Raw genomic sequence first — 6,000 nt, 5'->3', positions numbered from 1 at the left:
GGCGGTGGGCGGGCACGCCGGGGCGCTGCTGGCGGCCACCGGCGCCCGGGCCGTGGTGGTTACGCTGGACCGCGACGGAACCGTGCTCGTGACTCCCGACGGCGTCAGGCACCGCACGTGGGCCCGTCCGGCTGCGGAGAAACAGGCATCCGGCGCCGGCGACACGTTCGTCGCGGCGCTCACGCTTGCCCGTTCCGCAGGCCTGCCGCTCACGGCCAGCCTGGACCTGGCACAGTCCGCCGCCGATGTTGTGGTGCACCAGCCCGGCACGTCGGTCTGCAGCACCGAACAGCTGAGCCGGTACCTGGCCGCGTTCGCGGATACCGCACTCGGCGCCGACGAACTGCAGCGGCAGCTGGAAGCCCACCGGGCCCAGGGCCAGCGGATCGTGCTGACCAACGGCTGCTTCGACGTGCTTCACAGCGGCCACACCCGGTACCTCAACCAGGCCAAGCAACTCGGTGACATCCTGGTGGTGGCGCTCAACAGCGACGGCTCGGTCCGGCGGCTCAAGGGTGCCGGCCGGCCCATCAACGCTGTGGGTGACCGCGCCGCCGTCGTGGCTGCCCTCAGCTGCGTGGACTACGTGACGGTCTTCGACACGCCCACCGCCGAGCCGCTGATCCGGCAGCTTCGGCCCGAGGTCTACGCCAAGGGCGGGGACTACACACCGGAGATGCTGGCGGAGACCCCGGCTGTGGAGGAGTACGGCGGCCGGGTGGCCATCCTGGACTACGTCGCCGAACGCTCCACCACCGCCGTGGTCAACCGGATCCGGGACGGCGAGGGAGCGGCGCTGCAGGTCTCCGGGGAGTGACCCGGACATTCAGGCAGGGCGGAAGGGGTCAACTAGGGTTGAAGCATGACTGAAGCGTGGTGCGGGTAATGGCGAAACGCGGAAGGTCAGGAGGTTCCAAACGGGAAAGGCCAGGCAGCCGGCCGGGGGCGGCCGTTCCTGAGCTGCCGCAGAAGACGGCCAAAGCGGCCAGGGCCGCCGGGCCGGTTGAGGGAGTCTACTACATCGACACCGGCGACTGCGAGCTGATCGCGGACCAGGACAACTCCACGGGCTGGCTGCTGAAAATCAACGGCGTGATGAGCTCGCACATCGACCTCGCCGACCCGCTGTTCCTGGACTTCGAGTACATGCGGTGGATGGCCGCGCTCATCGAGTCGCGGTGGCCGCCGTCGGACGCCGCCGGGACCCGGCCCAAGCTCCGGGGGCTGCACGAGCACAAGCTGCGCGGGCTCCACCTGGGCGGCGGCGCGTGCTCCATGGCACGGTACTTTGCCGCCGCCTACCCCGACGCCCGCCAGGTGGTGGTGGAACTCGACGGAAAACTGGCCGAATATGTGCGCGGCTGGTTCGACCTCCCCAAGGCGCCGCTGCTGCGCATCCGCGTGGGGGAGGCCCGCGAGGTGACGGAAACCCTCACACCCGATACACGGGACTTCATCATCCGCGACGTCTTCGCCGGCGCCTTCACCCCGCGTCCGCTGACCACCGCCGAGTTCAACCAGCACGTCCGCCGGGTCCTGGCACCCGGCGGCCTGTACGTCGCGAACTCCGGTGACGCGCCGAGCCTGTTGAACGCCCGCGAGGACGCCGCCACCATCGCCGCCGCCTTCGCGCACACCCTGATCATCGCCGACCCCGCCATGCTCAAGGGGCGCCGTTACGGGAACATGGTCATGGCCGGCAGCGACGTTCCATTCGGGGACGATCCGCAGCTCGCCCGGCGGCTCCTGGGCGGCGCCGTCCCGGCCCACATCTGGAACGACGCTCAGGTCCGCGCCTTCGCCGCGGGCACCCCCATCCGCCACGACCCCGTGGTCGGGTCCTAGCCGCGCCCCAGCAGCTTCTCCCGGTGGGCGGCCACCTGCTCCTGCAGCGCCTGGACGACAGCGGCGACGGCGGGCCGGCGCAGCGAGTCGGGCCGGAGGACCATCCAGTAGGGGAGCAGTTCGCCGATCTCGTCCGGGAGCAGGCGGACCAGGTCATCGTGCAGGTCGCCCATGAAGCAGGGCAGGAACCCGACGCCGGCGCCGGCCCGGGTCGCCTCCACGTGCACGAAGACGTTGGTGGACGTCAGCCCGTCCCGCATCGCCGGAACCAGCCGGCGGGGAGCGTCGAGATCGTCCACCTGCAGCATGGAATCCACGAAGTAGACGAGCGGGTGGCGGTTCAACTCCTCCACCGTTGCGGGCGTGCCATGTTCGGCAAGGTAAGCGCGCGAGGCGTACATCCCCAGCCTGTACTCGCCCAGCCTGACCGCCTCGGCCCGGTGCACCTGCGGCTCGCCCACCACCACCTCAATGTCCAGTCCCGAACGCTGCTGCAGGGCCCGCCGGGTCATGGTCACCACTTCAACGCTCAACCCGGGGTGCTCCCGCCGCAGCCGCGCCACCGCAGGCGCGGCGATATAGGCACTGAAGCCGTCCGTCGCCGTCATGCGCACGACGCCGGTAATGGGGTCCGGCGCCTTGCCCTCCGGTCCCAGCGTGGCCAGGACCGCCTCGACCTGTTCGGCGACCCGCACGGCCTCCGCACCAAGGTCCGTCAGTTCCCAGCCCCCGGCAGCCCTCGCCAGGACGCGGCCGCCGAGCGCCTTCTCCAGCGCTGCGATCCTGCGCGAAACAGTGGTGTGGTTCAAGCCGAGGGCCTGGGCCGCCGTCGTAAATTTGGTGGAGCGGGACACGGCGAGCAGGACCAGCAGGTCATCCGGGTTCGCATTCATATCTGCAATTCTGCACACATGTGGTGCCGCTTTGGCCATTGAAGCGGCATGTTTGTGCAGCAATACTCAGGGGAGTCGGTGCTGTGGATCACAGCACGTGTCAACGTGGACGCGAAGGAGAATCCAGTGAGCGTAGGGCAACGCCCGGCGGGCAAAGCCGCCGGGTCCGCAGCCAAAGGGGCGGGGCTGAAGAAGATCGTGGCCGCCTCCATGGTGGGCACGCTGGTGGAATGGTACGAGTTCTTCCTGTACGCCACCGCCGCCACCCTGGTCTTTGGCAAGTACTTCTTCCCTTCCACCGGCAATGAACTCGACGGCATCATCCAGGCGTTCATCACCTACGCGGTCGGCTTCGTGGCCCGCCCGCTCGGCGGCATCGTCTTCGGCCAGATCGGCGACAAGCTGGGCCGCAAGCCCACCCTGCAGCTCACCATCGTGATCATCGGCGTGTCCACCTTCCTGATGGGCTGCCTCCCCGGCTTCGCCGATATCGGCTACCTGGCCCCCGCGCTGCTGGTGTTCCTGCGCTTCATCCAGGGCTTCGCGTTGGGCGGCGAGTGGGGCGGTGCTGTCCTGCTGGTGGCCGAGCACAGCCCCAACAAGTCGCGCGGCTTCTGGTCCAGCTGGCCCCAGGCCGCCGTGCCTGTGGGCAACCTGCTGGCCACCCTTGTGCTGTTCGTGATGTCCACCATCCTCAGCAGCGAAGCCTTCCTGGGCTGGGGCTGGCGCGTCGCCTTCTGGCTTTCCGCTGTCATCGTCTTCGTCGGCTACTACATCCGCACCCACGTGACCGAGGCCCCCATCTTCCTCGAAGCCAAGGAACTGGTGGAGAAGGAAAAGGCCGTCAGCTACGGCGTCGGCGAGGTCATCCGCAAATACCCCAAGGGCATACTGCAGGCCATGGGCCTGCGGTTCGCCGAGAACATCATGTACTACCTGGTGGTCAGCTTCGCGATCGTCTACCTGAAGAACGTCCACAAGTACGACACATCGTCGCTGCTGCTGGCGCTGCTGATCGCCCATGTCATCCACTTCCTGGTCATCCCGCAGGTGGGGCGCCTGGTGGACAGCTGGGGCCGCAAGCCCGTATACCTTGCGGGTGCCGTCTCCGCAGCCGCCTGGCCGTTCTTCGCCTTCCCGATGTTCGATACCCGCAACGCCGTCATCATCGTGCTGGCCGTGACCATCGGCCTGTGCCTGCACGCCTTTATGTACGCCGGCCAGCCCGCCATCATGGCTGAGCTGTTCCCCACCCGGATGCGCTACGCCGGCGTCTCGCTCGGATCCCAGGTGACCTCCATCTTCGCCGGCTCGCTGGCCCCGCTGCTGGCGACCCAGTGGCTGAAGGACACCGGCTCCTGGGTTCCAACCGCCAGCTACCTCGTGGTCGCCTGCGCTGTCACTGCATTCGCTGTGGTCAGCCTGCGCGAAACCAAGGGGATCGCACTGGAAGACGTGGACAAGGCCGACGCCGCACGAGAGGGACTGCTGCCGGCGCACACGCGCTGAGCTGCCGGCTCCCTTGGACAGCGTGCACTGAGGAAAGGATATTGGGATGGAACTCGAACTGAACGGCCGGAAGGCACTCGTGACTGGCGGCGCCGGCGGCATCGGCGCTGCCTGCGTCAGGGAACTCGCCGCCCGCGGGGCGAAAGTGGTGGTGGCCGACGTCGACGGTGCGGCGGCAGCGGCCCTCGCCGACGAGGTGGGCGGCACGTCCTGGGCCGTTGACCTGCTGGACGTGGACTCGCTCGCCACCGTGAGCCTGGACTGCGACATCCTGGTGAACAACGCCGGGATCCAGCGGATCAGCCCCATCGAGGACTTCGAGCCGGCGCAGTTCCGCCGGCTCCTCACCCTCATGCTTGAGGCGCCGTTCCTGCTGATCCGGGCCGCGCTGCCGCACATGTATGCGAACAAGTTTGGCCGCATCATCAACCTCTCATCCGTGCACGGCATCCGTGCTTCCCCGTTCAAGAGCGCGTACGTTTCCGCCAAGCATGGCCTTGAAGGGCTTAGCAAGGTGACGGCGCTTGAGGGCGGGGAACACGGGGTCACGTCCAACTGCGTGAACCCGGGCTACGTCCGGACGCCGCTGGTGGAGTCGCAGATCGCTGACCAGGCCGCGGTGCACGGTATCCCGGAATCCGAGGTGCTGGCCAAGGTGATGCTCACCGAAGCAGCCATCAAGCGCCTGGTGGAACCCGAGGAGGTGGCGTCCCTCGTGGCGTGGCTTGCCTCGGACAAGGCCGGAATGGTCACCGGCGCCAGCTACACAATGGACGGCGGGTGGTCGGCCAAGTAGCGCCGTCCGCTTAATCGTGGGGCTTCACCATCCGGTGGTCGTAGAAGAAGACACCGGCGGCAGTGTGGACGCCCACGGAGGTTCCCCGGTGGGAGATGACCACGCCTTCGCGCCTTCCGTTGAAGGGGTCGTCTCCCACCACGGCGTCTCCCACCCGGTATGGCGAACAGGACCGGAACCTGCGCCGCAGCCGGATCCAGGTCCTGGCCACCACCGTGCCCAGGCTGACGGGTTGCCCCAAGCCGGACGGATCCTGCAGCTCATTCCTGACCATGCACACCAACTCCTTGAGCGGCAGGCTGCCGTCCCTTGGCGGTGCATGGGCGGAACGCTCCCAGCAGAGGATGGTCCTCCTATTCCGGCCGGCACCGTACGCCAAAGCTATGCGCTGGTCACATGAGTCACACCAGTAACAAGTACTCGACTTTGGCGGCGTCACTACTTGCGGACCGGCGGCCTTGGTCCATCAGGGGGAAAGCATTCAGCGCTGCCCGTTGATGATGTCCCCTGCGTTGTCGAACGCCCATTCCACCAGCGGGACCAGGAGTTCTGTGAGCTCGTAGCCCTTGTCCGTGAGGCTGTAGTCCACGCGCGGGGGAATGACCGGCTGTGCCTTCCGGCTCACCAGGCCGTCCCGCTCAAGCGTTTTCAGGGTCTGCGCGAGCATCTTTTCGCTGATGCCTTCCGCCCGCCGCCGCAGGTCGCTCCAGCGCTGCTCGCCCTCGGACAGCGCGACCAGGATCAGCACGCCCCATTTGCTGGTGATGTGGTCCAGCAGGACCCGGCTGGGGCAGCCGGCCGGGAACACGCCGTCGGCAAAACTTACCGGCAGGGGTGCCGGATGCGCTGCTGCTTCCATGCGACCAGCTTACCTCGCAGTCAGTACCTTACTTCAAAGTGCGTACTCTCCCTCGGGAAGTAATGCGGAGGGAGGGGAGTTATGCCTTCGAAAGCCTT

The 6,000-nt window shown here is 67.5% G+C and carries 7 protein-coding genes; 4 read left to right on the top strand and 3 right to left on the bottom strand.

The window, feature by feature from the left end; all coding sequences use genetic code 11:
• On the top strand, positions 1-817 hold an 817-nt coding region (gene rfaE2 / locus ACYQ1Z_RS09295), incomplete at its 5' end, for a D-glycero-beta-D-manno-heptose 1-phosphate adenylyltransferase (RefSeq protein ID WP_459792227.1).
• Positions 818-885: 68 nt separating this feature from the next.
• Positions 886-1,845 carry a spermidine synthase gene (locus ACYQ1Z_RS09290; RefSeq protein ID WP_459792226.1) on the top strand — a complete coding sequence of 320 codons (960 nt, stop codon included), beginning with the start codon at positions 886-888 and terminating at the stop codon, positions 1,843-1,845.
• Here the strand turns inward: ACYQ1Z_RS09290 and ACYQ1Z_RS09285 are convergent.
• The gene (locus tag ACYQ1Z_RS09285; RefSeq protein WP_459792225.1) at positions 1,842-2,738 is read right to left on the bottom strand and encodes a LysR family transcriptional regulator; all 897 of its coding nucleotides are present in this window, start codon (positions 2,736-2,738) and stop codon (positions 1,842-1,844) included. The two genes, ACYQ1Z_RS09290 and ACYQ1Z_RS09285, sit on opposite strands and share 4 nt — an antisense overlap.
• Positions 2,739-2,864: 126 nt before the next feature.
• Here ACYQ1Z_RS09285 and ACYQ1Z_RS09280 point away from each other — a divergent pair, with 126 nt between their 5' ends.
• The gene (locus tag ACYQ1Z_RS09280) at positions 2,865-4,247 is read left to right on the top strand and encodes an MFS transporter (protein ID WP_459792224.1); all 1,383 of its coding nucleotides are present in this window, start codon (positions 2,865-2,867) and stop codon (positions 4,245-4,247) included.
• Between the two features lie 46 nt (positions 4,248-4,293).
• Complete coding sequence (locus ACYQ1Z_RS09275) at positions 4,294-5,043, top strand: 3-hydroxybutyrate dehydrogenase (protein ID WP_459792223.1); 750 nt, start codon at positions 4,294-4,296, stop codon at positions 5,041-5,043.
• A 10-nt stretch (positions 5,044-5,053) separates the two neighbouring features.
• Here ACYQ1Z_RS09275 and ACYQ1Z_RS09270 read toward each other — a convergent pair whose 3' ends face one another.
• Entirely contained in the window at positions 5,054-5,317 is a 264-nt protein-coding gene (locus ACYQ1Z_RS09270; RefSeq protein ID WP_459792222.1) for a hypothetical protein, read from the bottom strand.
• Positions 5,318-5,524: 207 nt separating this feature from the next.
• Positions 5,525-5,902, bottom strand: a complete 378-nt coding sequence (locus tag ACYQ1Z_RS09265; RefSeq protein WP_459792221.1) for a winged helix-turn-helix transcriptional regulator — start codon at positions 5,900-5,902, stop codon at positions 5,525-5,527.
• Positions 5,903-6,000 lie beyond the last annotated feature (98 nt).

Source organism: Arthrobacter sp. AD-310 (genome assembly GCF_054656615.1).
Note: the sequence above shows the minus strand (reverse complement) of the source record. Positions and strands in the feature narration are given on the sequence as shown.